10 protein-coding genes and 1 tRNA gene are annotated in these 15,092 nt (G+C 43.8%); 6 read left to right on the forward strand and 5 right to left on the reverse strand.

Annotated elements, in window-relative coordinates; translation table 11 throughout:
• Positions 1 to 177: 177 nt before the first annotated feature.
• Positions 178 to 2,883 (reverse strand): bifunctional acetaldehyde-CoA/alcohol dehydrogenase, encoded by a 2,706-nt coding sequence (gene adhE / locus ACED46_RS19485; RefSeq protein ID WP_017061183.1) that lies wholly within the window; start codon positions 2,881 to 2,883, stop codon positions 178 to 180.
• 638 nt (positions 2,884 to 3,521) lie between these two features.
• Between adhE and ACED46_RS19490 the strand changes: the two genes are divergently transcribed.
• On the forward strand, positions 3,522 to 4,160 hold the full coding sequence (locus ACED46_RS19490) for a YchE family NAAT transporter (protein ID WP_017061184.1): 639 nt from the start codon (positions 3,522 to 3,524) through the stop codon (positions 4,158 to 4,160).
• Between the two features lie 149 nt (positions 4,161 to 4,309).
• Positions 4,310 to 5,152: an ion transporter gene (locus ACED46_RS19495; protein ID WP_029235134.1), complete on the forward strand. Its 843-nt coding sequence runs from the start codon at positions 4,310 to 4,312 to the stop codon at positions 5,150 to 5,152.
• A gap of 152 nt (positions 5,153 to 5,304) precedes the next feature.
• Here the strand turns inward: ACED46_RS19495 and asd are convergent, their stop codons facing one another.
• A complete protein-coding gene (gene asd, locus ACED46_RS19500) occupies positions 5,305 to 6,423 on the reverse strand; it encodes an aspartate-semialdehyde dehydrogenase (RefSeq protein WP_371722221.1) in 1,119 nt (372 codons plus the stop codon).
• Positions 6,424 to 6,923: 500 nt separating this feature from the next.
• Here asd and nhaC point away from each other — a divergent pair, with 500 nt between their 5' ends.
• Positions 6,924 to 8,360, forward strand: coding sequence for a Na+/H+ antiporter NhaC (gene nhaC / locus ACED46_RS19505; RefSeq protein ID WP_017063453.1), 1,437 nt, complete (start codon positions 6,924 to 6,926; stop codon positions 8,358 to 8,360).
• Positions 8,361 to 8,464: 104 nt separating this feature from the next.
• On the opposite strand, the gene ACED46_RS19510 is transcribed toward nhaC, so the two are convergent.
• From ACED46_RS19510 to yejK, 3 genes are all read right to left on the reverse strand, one after another.
• Positions 8,465 to 9,643 (reverse strand): chemotaxis protein, encoded by a 1,179-nt coding sequence (locus tag ACED46_RS19510; protein WP_371722222.1) that lies wholly within the window; start codon positions 9,641 to 9,643, stop codon positions 8,465 to 8,467.
• A 76-nt stretch (positions 9,644 to 9,719) separates the two neighbouring features.
• Positions 9,720 to 11,123 carry an Hpt domain-containing protein gene (locus tag ACED46_RS19515; protein WP_371722223.1) on the reverse strand — a complete coding sequence of 468 codons (1,404 nt, stop codon included), beginning with the start codon at positions 11,121 to 11,123 and terminating at the stop codon, positions 9,720 to 9,722.
• A 105-nt stretch (positions 11,124 to 11,228) separates the two neighbouring features.
• Entirely contained in the window at positions 11,229 to 12,233 is a 1,005-nt protein-coding gene (gene yejK / locus ACED46_RS19520) for a nucleoid-associated protein YejK (protein WP_017061190.1), read from the reverse strand.
• 84 nt (positions 12,234 to 12,317) lie between these two features.
• Here yejK and ACED46_RS19525 point away from each other — a divergent pair, with 84 nt between their 5' ends.
• The 3 genes from ACED46_RS19525 to ACED46_RS19535 all read left to right on the forward strand — a co-directional run bounded on the left by ACED46_RS19525 (position 12,318) and on the right by ACED46_RS19535 (position 14,620).
• Positions 12,318 to 12,545, forward strand: a complete 228-nt coding sequence (locus tag ACED46_RS19525; RefSeq protein ID WP_004734063.1) for a YejL family protein — start codon at positions 12,318 to 12,320, stop codon at positions 12,543 to 12,545.
• 28 nt (positions 12,546 to 12,573) lie between these two features.
• Entirely contained in the window at positions 12,574 to 14,382 is a 1,809-nt protein-coding gene (locus ACED46_RS19530; RefSeq protein ID WP_371722224.1) for a DUF3413 domain-containing protein, read from the forward strand.
• Between the two features lie 147 nt (positions 14,383 to 14,529).
• Positions 14,530 to 14,620: transfer RNA gene (locus tag ACED46_RS19535), tRNA-Ser, on the forward strand.
• The last annotated feature ends 472 nt before the right edge of the window (positions 14,621 to 15,092 follow it).

Here is a 15,092-nt window from a genome sequence, read left to right on the forward strand (position 1 = left end):
AATGTGTACAAGAGATTGGATTGACCTGATCAGTTAATTTTCCGGATTGGTATCAATCCGTTTTACAAACGAACCAAACATAAAAAAAGCCCCAGTCTCTCGACTGGGGCTTTCATCTTTTCCCGATAGATAAGTATCGTGCTAGCGAAAACTTATCTCAAAACTAATGCTTACTTATTATGCGTTAGCTTTTTCTTTTTTAGCTTTTGGCGCTTTCGCTTCAGCTGGCTTTTGGTCTGCTTTCTTAAGGATAACTGTAGTACCTTCGAAAGTTTCGCCTTCAACGTATGGTTGGCCGAAGTAAGAAGTTGTTAGAACTTCTTTTAGCTCAGTGATTAGAGGGTAACGTGGGTTAGCACCTGTACACTGGTCATCGAACGCTTCAACAGCTAGCTCGTCTAGTTTAGCGATGAAGTCAGACTCGTTAACACCCGCAGCTTGGATAGATAGTGGGATGTCTAGGTCAACTTTAAGCTCTTCTAACCAAGTCAGTAGACGTTCAATCTTCTGAGCTGTACGGTCACCAGCTTGGCTTAGGCCTAGGTGGTCAGCAACTTCAGCGTAACGACGACGTGCTTGTGGACGGTCGTACTGAGAGAATGCAGTCTGCTTAGTTGGGTTATCGTTCGCGTTGTAACGTACAACGTTTGAGATAAGTAGTGCGTTAGCAAGACCGTGTGGTAGGTGGAACTCAGCACCAATTTTGTGAGCCATTGAGTGACACACACCTAGGAATGCGTTCGCAAATGCTACACCAGCGATAGTTGCTGCGTTGTGTACTTTCTCACGAGCTATTGGGTCAGCCGCACCATTTTTGTAGCTTGATGGTAGGTATTCTTTAAGCATCTTAAGAGCTTGAAGAGCTTGACCGTCTGAGTACTCGTTCGCTAGAACAGATACGTAAGCTTCAAGAGCGTGAGTTACTGCATCGTAACCACCGAACGCTGTTAGAGACTTAGGCATGTTCATTACTAGGTTCGCATCAACGATAGCCATGTTTGGCGTGATTTCGTAATCAGCTAGTGGGTATTTAGCACCAGTCTTGTCGTCAGTAACAACAGCGAATGGAGTAACCTCTGAACCTGTACCTGAAGTTGTAGTGATACATACAAGCTCAGCTTTTTGACCCATTTTAGGGAACTTGTAGATACGTTTACGGATGTCCATAAAGCGCATTGCTAGTTCTTCGAAGTGAGTTTCTGGGTGCTCGTACATAACCCACATGATCTTAGCAGCATCCATTGGAGAACCGCCACCTAGAGCAAGGATTACGTCAGGTTGGAAGCTCTTCATTGCTTCAGCGCCTTTCTCAACAACAGATAGCGTTGGATCCGCTTCTACGTCGAAGAAAGTTTGAACTTCGATGCCTTGTGCTTTAAGCAAGCTAACTACGTCATCTGCGTAACCGTTGTTGAATAGGAAACGGTCAGTTACTAGGAATGCGCGTTTCTTACCTTCTAGGTCGCTCATTGCGATTGGAAGGCTACCACGACGGAAGTAGATAGACTTAGGTAGTTTGTGCCACAACATGTTTTCAGCTCGCTTCGCTACAGTTTTCTTGTTGATAAGGTGCTTAGGACCTACGTTCTCAGAGATAGAGTTACCACCCCATGAACCACAACCTAGAGTTAGAGAAGGTGCAACGTTGAAGTTGTACAGGTCACCGATACCACCGTGAGTAGTCGGGATGTTGATTAGGATACGAGCAGTCTTCATCTTATCACCGAAGTAACGGATGCGGTCTGCGTTAGTATCTTGGTTAGTGTAAAGACCAGATGTGTGACCGATACCACCGATTTCAACCATAGTTACCGCTTGAGCAACTGCGTCTTCGAAGTCATCTGCGCGGAATAGACCTAGAGTTGGAGATAGTTTCTCGTGAGCGAATTCGTCATCGTAAGAAACTTTACCAAGACCTTCACCTACAAGTACTTTTGTATCAGCAGGAACTTTAACACCAGCCATTTCAGCGATTGCTGGAGCAGGTTGACCTACGATTTTAGCGTTTAGGTTGCCGTCGATAAGCAGAACTTTACGTACTTTATCAGCGTCAGCTTTAGATAGAACGTGAGCTTTGTGAGAAGCGAAACGCTCTTTAACTTCGTCATATACTTCGCTAACTACGATTGCAGCTTGCTCAGAAGCACATACTACGCCGTTATCGAAAGTTTTAGACATAAGGATAGATGCTACAGCACGTTTGATGTCAGCTGTTTCATCGATAACGACAGGAACGTTACCAGCACCAACACCGATAGCAGGCTTACCAGAAGAGTATGCTGCTTTAACCATGCCTGGACCACCAGTAGCAAGGATAAGTGCGATACCGTCGTGCTTCATAAGCGCGTTAGAAAGCTCTACAGATGGTTGGTCGATCCAACCGATGATGTCTCGTGGAGCACCCGCTGCAACAGCTGCGTCTAGAACTAGTTTCGCTGCGTCGTTAGTTGAGTTCTTTGCACGTGGGTGTGGCGAGAAGATGATGCCGTTACGTGTCTTAAGAGAAATTAGAGATTTGAAGATTGCTGTAGAAGTTGGGTTCGTTGTTGGAACGATACCACAGATGATACCTACAGGCTCAGCGATAGTCATTGTGCCTAGGTTGTCATCTTCTTCTAAGATGCCACATGTTTTTTCGTCTTTGTATTTGTTGTAGATAAATTCAGATGCAAAGTGGTTTTTGATAACCTTATCTTCAACAATACCCATTCCAGATTCAGCAACTGCTTGTTGAGCAAGTGGAATACGAGCGTGGTTAGCAGCAAGAGAAGCTGCGCGGAAGATTGCGTCTACTTTCTCTTGAGAGAATGTTGCAAACTCTTCTTGTGCTGCTTTAACGCGAGCTACTAGAGCATCAAGTTCCGCTAAGTTAGTTACAGGCATGGTGGATCTCCTAAAATAATAAATATTAAAAACTTTTTATTAAATTCGCTGCTTGCCGTTAACCTTAAACACCAGCGTTCTTAGTAAATTGCTTTCAGGGCTGAGTATATTATTTCACTGTGTGAAAAAAATTGACCCAGATCAGTTACCCAAAAAGAATTAACCAGAAAGTAGTAAGGCAATCGCAAAAATGAACTTAAGAGCATGATTTATATAGATTAAACTCACACTTTTCGTTCGCGCAAAAAACAAGCAAACAGACAACTTTTTTCTACATAGCGTAATAAACTGTAAAAAAGTTTCATTTTTAGTCCGTTAAATTACATGTATACAGCTATATTCGTGCTACTGAGAGTATATCCATAGCGTTGTACGGGCTAGATTCTGACATAATTTTTATTAATTTCGTGCGTCGGTTAACAGTTACTCAATAATAAATTACAAAATGAAACACTACCAACTAGCTTGCAACAGGCTTAAAACAAAAGTGAGATTCAATTAGTTTTTCTAAAAAGAATCACCCATTTCAAGTTAGTTTTTTTCATTCGCGTAAATTGAGTTTGTCCCTTACATTACGCGCCTAAACTATTCACAGATCAACCCTTCAACCTTAAGTACGCTAACTGGAGATCGCTCTCATGCAAGGCTTAGAACTCGCAATTTTTATGCAATTCTTCCTTGGGCTTGTTGCTGCCGTAAACCCAATCGGCATCATGCCTGTTTTTGTTTCTCTTACTGCTCATATGCCGCCAGAAGAGAGGAACAGGACAGCCTTACAAGCAAATATTGCTGTTGCCGTGATCTTGATTATGTCACTTGTTGCAGGGCAAATGCTTCTTGATATGTTTAGCATCTCGTTGGATTCATTCCGCGTTGCTGGTGGCTTACTGTTATTGAGCATCGCATTTTCGATGATGAGCGGTAAGCTCGGTGAAGATAAGCAGAACAAACAAGAGAAGTCTGAATACATCAGCAAAGAGCAGATCGGCGTTGTTCCACTTGCTATGCCGCTAATGGCAGGCCCAGGTGCAATCAGCTCGACCATTGTTTATGGTTCTCGCTACCCTGCTGCTATTGATACGGTCGGCATCGGCATTAGCATCATCGCATTCGCAACGTGCTCTTGGCTTTTGTTCCGTTCAGCGCCGGTTATCGTTCGCTTTTTAGGTCAAACGGGTATCAACGTGATCACTCGTATCATGGGTCTGATTCTTGGCGCATTGGGCATCGAGTTCATCGCCAATGGCCTACGTAATCTGTTCCCAGGCTTGGCATAACGTTTAACAACATTTCGGTTGCTCTATAAAGGGCAACAATATTGAAATATAGATGAGGCGAGTAAAGCAATTGGGCTTTCACTCGCCTCGTTATTATGAAGCTTGTATAATGACTGTTAATGCATTTAACAGAAGACGAACCTCTCCTTATGTCACGCAAGCCACTCAAGCATCATTTGTACGTCATTATCTTTGGTACTCACACGCCAGCCGGACGTGCATTTGATATAACTCTGATCGTTGCAATCTTGGCTTCGCTGTTGGTTCTGATCTTAGAATCCATCCCTAATGTGATGACCGAATGGTCACAACAGCTGCGTTATATCGAATACACCTTCACTGCACTCTTCACTCTTGAGTATTTGTTAAGGCTCTATTGCTCCCCAAAGCCAAAATCTTACGCCACCAGTTTTTATGGTGTCGTTGACCTATTGGCGATTCTTCCGACCTACCTAGCAATCATCTTCCCAGGCGCTTCATTTATGGGTGTGGTGAGACTGCTGCGTGTGATGCGTATCTTCCGAATTCTAAAGCTGGTTCGCTACCTGCAAGATTCGAATATTCTGTTGCGCTCACTATTAATGGCACGACGAAAGATACTGATCTTCTTTAGCACCGTCGGCATCTTGGTGGTTATCTTTGGCGCCTTGATCTTTGTTATTGAAGGTCCTGACAATGGCTTCACCAGTATTCCTCACAGTATCTATTGGGCCATCGTGACTATCACTACGGTAGGTTATGGTGACATGGTGCCGCAGACCGCGCTTGGTAAAGCCATAGCATCACTGACCATGCTATTGGGTTACTCTATCTTAGCAGTGCCAACCGGGATCATTACTGCAGAACTCAGTAATGAGATGAACTCGCACAAAGAGTTGGTTAAGTGCCCGAATTGTAACCGAGCGGGTCATGATTCAGACGCCATGTATTGCAAGCACTGTGCTAGCGAATTAGCGGATCCAGACAAGCGTGTCGTCACCGACGAGAAATAAAAGCAGACACGAGATTCGAGTAGCGAGATGCGAAGAGATTTAAGGGCAGTTTCGAGGGCCGAATAACGAGGTAGCAATAAACTAAAAAGGGTTGACGTTTGTCGTCAACCCTTTCGGTTTATCAGCTAATAGAATTTAAGCAATCTTGCCTATTACGATTTCTCAGCAAGGATAATGCGTAGAGTACGACGTAGTGGTTCTGCAGCACCCCAAAGTAGTTGGTCACCAACCGTGAAGGCGTTTAGGAAGTCGTTACCCATCGACATCTTACGCAGACGACCGACAGGTACAGACATTGTGCCTGTTACTTTCGCTGGTGTTAGCTCCTGTGCCGTGATGTCGCGGTCGTTAGGAATCACTTTAACCCAATCATTGTGCGTTGCGATGATCTCTTCGATCTCGTCCATTGGCACGTCTTGCTTAAGCTTGATCGTTAGTGCTTGAGCGTGACAACGCATTGCACCGATTCGTACACAAGTACCATCAATTGGGATTGGCTGACCATCTAGACCAAGAATCTTGTTCGCTTCAACACCGGCTTTCCACTCTTCTTTACTCTGACCGTTTTCACGCTTCACATCGATCCAAGGAATCAGTGAGCCTGCAAGCGGAGCACCAAATTGGTCTGTTGGGAATGAAGATGAACGAATCGTATCAGCCACTTTCTTATCGATATCAAGAATTGAGCTTGAAGGGTTTGCTAACTCAGAACTTACGCTGTCGTTGATCACACCCATTTGTGAGATCAGCTCACGCATGTTCTTAGCACCCGCACCAGAAGCTGCTTGGTAAGTCATGGCACTCATCCACTCAACCATGCCTTTCTCGTACAGACCACCTAGAGCCATAAGCATTAAGCTCACAGTACAGTTACCGCCAACGAACGTGTTGGTGCCGCTGTGAATGCCTTGCTGGATTTGAGCCAAGTTAACAGGATCAAGAGTGATGATTGAATCAGCATCCATACGCAGAGTAGATGCTGCATCAATCCAGTAACCTTTCCAACCTGCTTGACGCAGTGCTGGGTATACTTTTGATGTGTAATCGCCGCCTTGACAGGTAATCACAGCATCAAGCTGTTTTAGGCTATCAATATCAAAAGCGTCTTGAAGTAGACCCGCATCTTTACCACCTAAAACATGGGCAGGAATACCAATCTGAGATGTGCTGTAATAAACAGGCTCAATCAAGTCGAAGTCTTTCTCTTCAACCATACGTTGCATCAGTACAGAACCAACCATACCGCGCCAACCAACTAGACCTACTCTCATCGCTCACTCTCCATGTATAAATTAAAAATTGCTCTCCCCCATCTATAAGTTTTTCAGAAACAGAACTCAAGTGCTTTTTGTCAAAAAGTGTAACTTTTTCGTTTCTTTTAAGTGAACGTAATGAATCGTGCAGTTATCTCTGTATCGACATTCCATCTCCACCTCATTGATTAAGCGTCCATTATCGTCAAATTCAAACATTTACATCGCCAAAGTCGATTCAATCGACGCTCATCACAAACAGTAAATCCCTCTTTTAAACCAAGGTTAATCAGAGTTTTATTTTACAAAACGAAAACAACGTGCGACAGATTTCAACATGTAACAATCATGAATGTAACAAAAATTTAGATTATGAAACCACAATTGATTGAGTTAACAGTCAAATATCACAACTTGGGCGTATTTTTTCGATATAATAAACTAATTACTGTAGTGTCCGTTTTCCACCACACACTATAACGAAGCACTATAAATGCTCGAAATCACAAGAGGCTTTTATGAAGCAGAGTAAAACTCGCCTACCGAACCTATTGCAGGTATTCATCGCGTTAGGACTATTTCTATCCCTTGCTTTTTCCTTTACTGCAAAGCTTGACCTTCCAATTCAACTTGCCTTGTATATTGGCTGGTTCATTATCATGGTTCTTGGTATTCGTCTTGGACACCAATACAAAGACTTAGAAAAAGCAGCACTCAAAGGAATATCCAATGGCTTAGGCGCGGTTTTAATACTTTTAGCCGTTGGCGCTCTTGTTGGTACTTGGATCTCAGGCGGGATCGTACCTACTATCATTTACTATGGTCTGAAAGCTATCCACCCTTCTATCTTCCTTTTAGCGACCATGATCATCTGTTCTCTAACTGCATTGGCGACCGGTACTTCTTGGGGTGCTGCGGGTACAGCAGGTATCGCGATGATGGGTATCGGCCAAGGCCTAGGTGTTCCAGCACCGATTACTGCAGGTGCCGTGCTGTCAGGCTGTTACTTCGGTGACAAGATGTCTCCTCTTTCTGATTCAGTGATTCTGGCTTCTTCAATGTCTGGTGTTGAAGTGGTTGAACACATCAAGGGCATGCTTCCAGTTGCGTTAATCAGCTACGTGATTACAGGCATCATGTTTACTGCGTTTGGTTTCCACTACGCGGGCAACGTTGACATGAGCCAAGTAGACTCTGTAATCAAAGCAATGGAAGTTCAGTTCTACATCACGCCTTACTCATTCGTTCCGGTACTTATCGTGCTTGGTCTGTTGGCTTTCCGTATGCCTTCATTCCCGGTCATCAGTTTTGGTTCTCTGCTGGGTATTATCTGGGCAGTCATGATCCAAGATATCGACTTCCTAACGGCATTCAACACTGCTTGGGCACCGTTCTCAATCTCATCTGGCGTAGAGTTTATTGATTCGATTCTTAACCGTGGCGGCATGTCTTCAATGCTAGGTTCAGTTGCGGTTATCGTATTTGGTCTAGGTTTCGGTGGCTTACTGGATAAAGTGGGCGTACTAGAAACAATCGCTAAGGTGTTTGAGCGCCGCGTAAACAGCGCAGGCTCACTAGCGACGAGCACAATTGGTACGGCCTTCATGGGTAACGTGTTCGGTTCTGCAATGTACGTATCGTTAATCCTTACGCCAAAAATCTGTGCGAAAAACTACGACCGTTTAGGCTACAAGCGTAAGAACCTATCTCGTAATGCTGAGTTTGGTGGCACGCTAACGTCGGGTATGGTTCCCTGGAGTGATAACGGTATCTACATGGCGAGTATTCTTGGTGTTGCGACGCTGTCTTACGCACCCTTCATGTGGTTAAGCTTCATCTGTATCATCGTGACTATCGTGACATCTTACATGGGTTGGTTCGTTGATAAGTGTGAACCAACAGCACCAGCGTTTGAAGCTGAAGAAGCGACCGAGTTAAGCAAGCAACAAGCTTAAGTTCAGGAGCTAACGCTTTCGAACGTAACTCAAAACGTTAATGGATAAATGCAAAAAGAGCGCCCTAGAGCGCTCTTTTTTGATCTGCTGATTTACTTATTTATCTATTTATTGGCGGTTCGTTTACCCAACCAGTAACCGATGCCTAACGGTGCAAAGAACACTACTAAGATAAACAGGATAAAGTAGATAATCACACCTTTGATTAACTCCATTAGCTTATCAATCGCCAGTACCACCACCTCTTGAGAGACGCGATCAAGGTCTTGCGTGAACAGTTCTCTTTCTGAAGTCACAATGCCGGCAATCTCGATGCGCTCTTTCGCAATCATCTCTACTAGAGCTTCTCTCTCACGTGTCACCATTTTTTCTAATGCCACACGTTCATCACTCAGCATCGCTAATTTTTGGTCGGTTTTATCACTGAGGTCGTTGAGCAATGGTTGCATTTCTGTCGACATAATAGAAGCCAGTGTTTGCATGTACTCCGGATTGTTCTCAATGAAGTCTTGCATGCTTGCTGATGTTTGACGAAGGCTTTCCAGCGTCATCGATAGGTCTTCACCCGTTAGTGAGCTATTCAATGCAACCAACTCCGCCTTCCACGACATCAGTTTTGGTGTCTGGTCAGCCATAAGGCTTAAACGATCAGATGCGTCACTCATGGCTTCTGGCATGGTGCCTAAGCTCTGAACGATTTGCGATTCGTCTTTACCAAGGTAACTTAGCCATTCACGGTAAGCTGGTGTGCTTCTGAATGTGAGGTCTTTAAATGGGTGGCTAGCAGCAAACTGAGCAACGAACGCTTTGCTGCTTTTGAAATCACTGGAGCTCAATACACCCTTTGCCAGTTTCTCGGCTTCTTGGTCAAGAAAACGAGCAGTATCTACCGCATCATCCGTCACGAACAGATCCGCGCCGTCGCCTTGGCTATAAAACTGATTCATTTGGGCAGTGAAAACCCACGAGTCAATTAACGCAGACATTGGAGAAGTTTGGTAAGCCGCTTGTTGTAAGCCCTGCTCTGCATGGATCTTCCAAAGCAACACATAAGATTGATGTAAGGTGTCATCAGCAAGGTAAGATTGCGCGATGAGGTCGGCCGAGTCTTCTACTCGTGTAAAAAACATCTTAGCGTATTCACGCGTCATGATCCGAGCATTTAACTCTTGTTGAGTAAGAGGCGTCGTTTGACTATCTAACTTAACTTCTAAGAGAGAACAACCACTTAGCACAATGCTAAGCACCAACACCATCCAACTTCGACTCGAAACTCGTAACATATAAACCTCTGAAAAAGACTAAGGGCGCGGATTGTATGAGCGCTTCGTCAGAGTATTGTCAAAAACCCTGTAAAAGTTAACGCTGACTGTCTAAATATTCATGAGCAGAATCCACAGAGGCTTTTATAGCCTGCTCTAGTTCAGCTAAATCATGTTCACTGATCGCTCTGGACTGCTTCATTGTCATTTCAATGGTTGCGGCAATGATGGCTAACCGAGACGCTTTAATACTGCCAGCCACGCCTTTTAAGCTATGTACAATGCGAGCCGCGGAGGTTTCATCTTTGGTCAACAAAGACTTAAACTTCTCGTAGTCACCTGCGTGGTCTTGTACAAACACACCAAGCAAGAGTTCGACAGACTCAGCATCACCATCGAGCGTTTCTAACATGTCTTCGATATCAATCGCAGGCTTTGAATCTGTGACACTGGCAACGTGTTTCTCTACTACTGGCGCCTGTTCAGGGACTTGCTGAATAGAGTATTGCGGTACAACGGGTTGGCTTGTAACGTTAACGCTCTGCGGAGGTTGAGAGTCGGAAGACTGGCGCGTTGGCCTGTTCTCGGATACATAAGCGTCACTATCTGCTTGTTTCACTGCTGAGGAAACAACATCGCTATAAGAAGCGTCTTCCTTACTTGAATTAATTTCTAGTTCAGAGCTGAGTTCTTGGTCTGCTTCTTTCATCGTTTTTGTGGACCTAACGCCCCAAAACACTATCCCGCTCATCGCCACCAAGCTTAAGCCTAGCATCACCAACAATAGGTTGAATTGACGATCATGGAACTCAGCTTCGAGTTTTATGATCTGTTCATTTACTGAGTTTTTCTTAATCTTATCAACCAAATAGTTAAGCTGAACGTAATCACTCAACAATGCTGACGCATCAGCCAGTAGTTGTTGGAGTGCATCTTGTTCTTCGTTTTCTAAGGAATAAGATTTTTCTAGAATGGAATCAAAGGCGCGATAAGTCGCTGACGAACTTTGATTTTCAGAATACATGGCTTCAAATACCACAACACCGAATTCGTTGAGGAGCGGTTTTAGCTGAGGGGAAAGCTCTTTATCAGCACGCAAGATCTTAATGTTATCAACGATGTCTTGAACTTGGCTTTCTATTGGAATGAACTCATCGAACTTTTCTAAGAACTGATCAGCTACGTACAACAGTTGGTTGACATCAGGACGAAACAAGGCGTGTTGGAAATCAGATTCAATCTGCAGTCGGATCGAATAAACCAACTGAGCATCGAGTGCGAGATCATTGATACGAGAGACTCGAAGCGGTTCTGAGAAATAAAGCGATTGCCTCAATTCGTTGACTCGAATACCGAGCTCTTCGATTTGAGCTAGAGAATTGGTGTAGGAACGGCTTAGATTAAGAAGAGCCAATGAAGGAAGTAACCACAGAGCCAAGAGCACAACCAAAAAGGTGGCTGGTTTTTTAAAGCGTTTGGGCTTTGCTACTGATTGTTCCATCTATATTCCTTGTGCGTGTTAACTTGAAGCCATGACCGTAGCTAAAAGATTAAGCACAAAATAAGCGACAACGTCCTGCTGCCGCTTTTATCCGTTAACTTCGGACTATGACTTATTGCGAGTCAGTTGGTCACGTAAGTTCGGTGGAGTGCCTTTAATCGTTAGCGTGTCTGTCTCCGGATCGTAAAAGATACGTTCGCCTAGAAGCAGACTATCAAAACTAACATTCAAACCGCCACCAGCACCAACAAATTTTGTTAGTTTACGCATAGTTGCGCGATCGGCTGGGAAGCTGTCTTCTAACTCGTAGCCTTGCTCACTAGTATAGTCAAAGAAGCTTGTGCCATCTGTGCTTGCTGGCAACTCACCAGAAAGTTCACGAACTTGTACTTCATCGCCCGCTTTAAGCTGCTCGTTACAGTAATCCGCAACCTGCTTTTTGTAGCTGATCGCTTCTTCTTTCTCTAATTTAGAGTCAGAAACGAAGTCTTCTACCGCTTGCATCAGTACTTGGTTCTGCTGTTTCGCATCCAAACCGACTTCAGCTTGTAAGAAATCTAAGAAGAAATCCGCGACTTTACGGCCAACACGTCCTTTAATATAAGTTAAGTAACGGTTTGACTCTTTATCAGTCTCATAAGTAGAAAGGTCTAGGCGAGCCGCGATATCCATTTTTGAGATATCAAGGTAGTCAGTCGCACTAATATCAAGCCCTTCAGTTACCTTTAGGCTTTGGTTTGAAGGCAATAAACCAATGAAAAGGTAATCTGTTGCAAGTGACTGATATTCAGCCATTACCAAGATACCTTCGTCAGCGAATGGGTACTTTGATAGTTCGTCTTTTAGACGTTGCGCACTCTTTTGAGAAAAATCGTAAAAGTTTGTCTCACCAGCACGAAGTTGATGCAACCACTGCTGGAATTCGCTGTCAGATTTGAAAGAACCAAACCCTTTGCCTGCTTTTGAATTAAAAACACGGTGAAGTTCAGCAACTAGGCTTTCAGATGAAGCATCGTTTTCTAGAGATTCAGCACGATAGTTAACAATCAGCTCATCCTGATCGTTCTTGCTCAGCTGGTGTAAAATTACGTTGGAAAGGTGAAGGCTCATAGTGAAAATATTACCGTTCAGGTTTCAGTTGTCGTGCATAGTAGGTTATCATAAGCCGCTTTTACTATCATTATTAGAGTCCTTATGCCGATTATATCTAAATACACAGATGATCAAGTTGAAAAAATCCTAGCTGAAGTAGGTGCTGTACTAACTAAGCACAAAGCTTCGCCAGAACTTTCACTGATGATCGCTGGAAATATCGCAACCAATGTCTTAAATCAGAATGTTGCTGCTTCACAACGCAAAGGAATTGCTGAAAAATTTGCCGAGGCTTTAATTTCTTCTCTTGAAGATAAAAAGTCTCACTAAATTTGATTGACGGATAAAAGAATTATAAATGGTAGACAGCGCAAACTCATATAGCGATCGTGTATCTCGACTGGTTGGTTGGGGTCACTGGTTTGCATTTTTCAACATCATTGCTGCGATGTTGATTGGTACTCGTTATATTACTCAATCTGCTTGGCCAGAAACCTTGCTAGGCCAATTCTATTTGGCTGCATCGTGGGTTGGTCATTTTGGCTTTTTAGTGTTCGCGCTCTATCTATTAGTGCTGTTCCCGCTCACTTTTATTCTTCCGTCGAGGAAGTTATTACGTTTGGTTGCCGTTATCTTCGCGACCATAGGTTTAACTGTCCTACTGATTGATACCCAAACGTATCAAAATATAAACCTCCACCTGACGCCTGTCGTGTGGGAGGTTTTATTCAGTGGAGAGGAATCTGCATTCACGTCTGATTTGCAGCACCTCTTCATTGTTATGCCGCTTATCTTCTTGCTGCAACTCGGTCTATCTGAGTGGGTTTGGCGTAAGCAGCGTAAACTGTCTCATAAACACATTGGCCGTCCGATTACTGCCGTCTTCTTCTTGTGTTTCATCAGCAGCCACTTGACCTACATGTGGGCTGATGCGTACTTCTATAACCCAATTACTAGCCAGAAAGCGAACTTCCCACTGTCTTACCCAATGACAGCGAAAAGCTTTATGGAAAAACATGGCCTATTAGACCGTGAAGAGTACCTTGAGCGTTTAGAAGCGAACAAAGAGAATGTAAACCTAGTTAGCTACCCGCTAGAAAAAATTCAATACAACCGCCGCAGTGATGATCTTAATATCCTGATGGTGAGTGTGAACAACCTTCGCTCTGACGCTCTTAATGCGACAGCGATGCCAAACAGCTATGCCTACGCACAACAGTCGATCAACTTCACCAACCACTACAGTTCAAGTAACGATATGTTTGGTATTTTTGGCTTGTTCTACGGCCTACCGAGCAGCTACGCAAGCAGCATTGAAGCTCAGGGGTCAAGCGCAGTATTGCTCGATGTTTTAGAGAATCACGATTACAAGTTCGCTGCTTTCAGTGGCGACAACTTTAGTGATGCACTGTACTCGGATATCATCTTCCGAGGCCGTGATGTGATGCCAGAGCAAGCAACTTATGATGACCAGAGTGCCATAAAAGCTTGGTCTAACTGGATTCAATCACCGCAAGCTAAACGCCCTTGGTTTAACTTTATTGAATTAACCACACTGGATAACTTCGCCAGCTACGATTCAAGTTCAGAGTCGAACTCTACGCTAACGACAGCAGAGCGTTTTGCAGCAGACTATCAAAAGTCGGCGACAGCGGCCGATGCTCAGCTAGCAACTATCTACGCTGAACTGGAACGCTTAGAGCTTGCCGATAACACGGTGGTTATCATTACCTCTAACCACGGTACTGAGTTTAACGAAACCAAAACCAACAGCTGGGGTGCAAACTCCAACTACAGTCGTTATCAGTTACAAGTACCACTGTTTATCAGCTGGCCTGGCAAGTCTGCTTCTGAATACACCCACCGTTCTAGTCATCTAGACGTGTCAGTAACACTGATGCAAGAGCTATTGGGTGTATCTTCGAACCCAACAGATTTCAGTAGTGGTCGCAGCCTGTTTAATGAACGTAACAGAAAGTGGATTCTCGCGGGCGACTCTCGTGAACTTGCTCTTGTTACTGACCAGCAAACAACGGTGTTGGATAAATTTGGTAACTACAAATTGTACGACCAAAATTACAAGCGCCTGAAAAACGTAAGCCCTCGCTTACCTGTGTTGATGCAAGGCCTGACAGAGCTACAGCGTTTCTACACAAAAAATGACTAAATAATCAGCAAACAGCAAAGGGAAGCCAATGGCTTCCCTTTTTTATTGCCGTGAATGATTAGAAAACAAGCAACAAAACAAAATTATGAAAATTATGAAAATTAAGGGTTTACAAGATCCTCCACCCCTTATATTATTCACGCCACTGGAGGGATGGCTGAGTGGTCGAAAGCACCGGTCTTGAAAACCGGCAACCGTTAATAGCGGTTCTAGGGTTCAAATCCCTATCCCTCCACCACTTTAAAGAAAGCCGCTGAGAAATCAGCGGCTTTTTTGTATCTGAAGCTTTTTAAAATATAAAGCTCATCTAACAAAACTCTCTACAGTCCCAGTTTCAAACCCATTCACTTTATACCTAGTTTTAAATTCCGATCTCACCGTTCTAAACTAAAAGTTCATGCGCCTAAGCCACTCCCCTCATAACTTTACCTGCAAGCCAATTAGATACTTTCTTTTTTAATAGCACAGAAACACTTCACGTATAACAAAAGTTGGGAATACTTGGCTTATTGAATATTAGATTTTGTCGGCTTCTTAATAAACCGAACAATAAATAATCATTCAGAACAAAAATACCAAAAAGCGTTCATAAAAAAAGCAGTCAGTTAATAAGGGTATTTACAAGCGAAAGCCACCCTTATATTATACGCGTCACTGGAGGGATGGCTGAGTGGTCGAAAGCACCGGTCTTGAAAACCGGCAACCGTTAA

The sequence above is a fragment of the Vibrio sp. 1S139 genome (genome assembly GCF_041439475.1).
GTDB classification, from domain to species: Bacteria; Pseudomonadota; Gammaproteobacteria; order Enterobacterales; family Vibrionaceae; genus Vibrio; species Vibrio crassostreae_C.

Bases quoted from the DNA above. Each gene is read 5' to 3' on its own strand.
- adhE (WP_017061183.1), bottom strand. From the start codon at position 2,883: ATGCCTGTAACTAACTTAGCGGAACTTGATGCTCTAGTAGCTCGCGTT.
- ACED46_RS19490 (WP_017061184.1), top strand. From the start codon at position 3,522: ATGCAAGGCTTAGAACTCGCAATTTTTATGCAATTCTTCCTTGGGCTT.
- ACED46_RS19495 (WP_029235134.1), top strand. From the start codon at position 4,310: ATGTCACGCAAGCCACTCAAGCATCATTTGTACGTCATTATCTTTGGT.
- asd (WP_371722221.1), bottom strand. From the start codon at position 6,423: ATGAGAGTAGGTCTAGTTGGTTGGCGCGGTATGGTTGGTTCTGTACTG.
- nhaC (WP_017063453.1), top strand. From the start codon at position 6,924: ATGAAGCAGAGTAAAACTCGCCTACCGAACCTATTGCAGGTATTCATC.
- ACED46_RS19510 (WP_371722222.1), bottom strand. From the start codon at position 9,643: ATGTTACGAGTTTCGAGTCGAAGTTGGATGGTGTTGGTGCTTAGCATT.
- ACED46_RS19515 (WP_371722223.1), bottom strand. From the start codon at position 11,123: ATGGAACAATCAGTAGCAAAGCCCAAACGCTTTAAAAAACCAGCCACC.
- yejK (WP_017061190.1), bottom strand. From the start codon at position 12,233: ATGAGCCTTCACCTTTCCAACGTAATTTTACACCAGCTGAGCAAGAAC.
- ACED46_RS19525 (WP_004734063.1), top strand. From the start codon at position 12,318: ATGCCGATTATATCTAAATACACAGATGATCAAGTTGAAAAAATCCTA.
- ACED46_RS19530 (WP_371722224.1), top strand. From the start codon at position 12,574: ATGGTAGACAGCGCAAACTCATATAGCGATCGTGTATCTCGACTGGTT.